General features: G+C 56.5%; 1 protein-coding gene. It reads right to left on the reverse strand.

The genetic code is table 11. From position 1 onward, the window contains the following. Positions 1–255, reverse strand: a 255-nt coding sequence (gene sdhC, locus ACU8YE_RS25735; RefSeq protein ID WP_446930466.1) for a succinate dehydrogenase, cytochrome b556 subunit, incomplete at both ends; no start/stop codon positions are given.

Genomic DNA, 255 nt, shown 5'->3' on the forward strand with positions numbered 1-255 from the left:
CGAACACGACGGTCAGCAGCAGGCTGACGATCAGCACGCTCACAGCCGACTTGGAGGCCGAGGCCTTGTCGATGCCGATATGCAGATCGAGGATCAGGTAACGGATGCCGGCGCAGAAGTGGTGCAGGTATGCCCAGATGAGGGCAAGGACGACAACCTTGGCAAAACCGTTGGACAGAAGCGCCGAGAACTTGGCGAAACTGATTTCCGACGTGAGACTTTGCTCGAACAAGTACAGCACGAACGGAAGAAGAA

It is taken from the genome of Ralstonia sp. VS2407 (assembly GCF_052950655.1).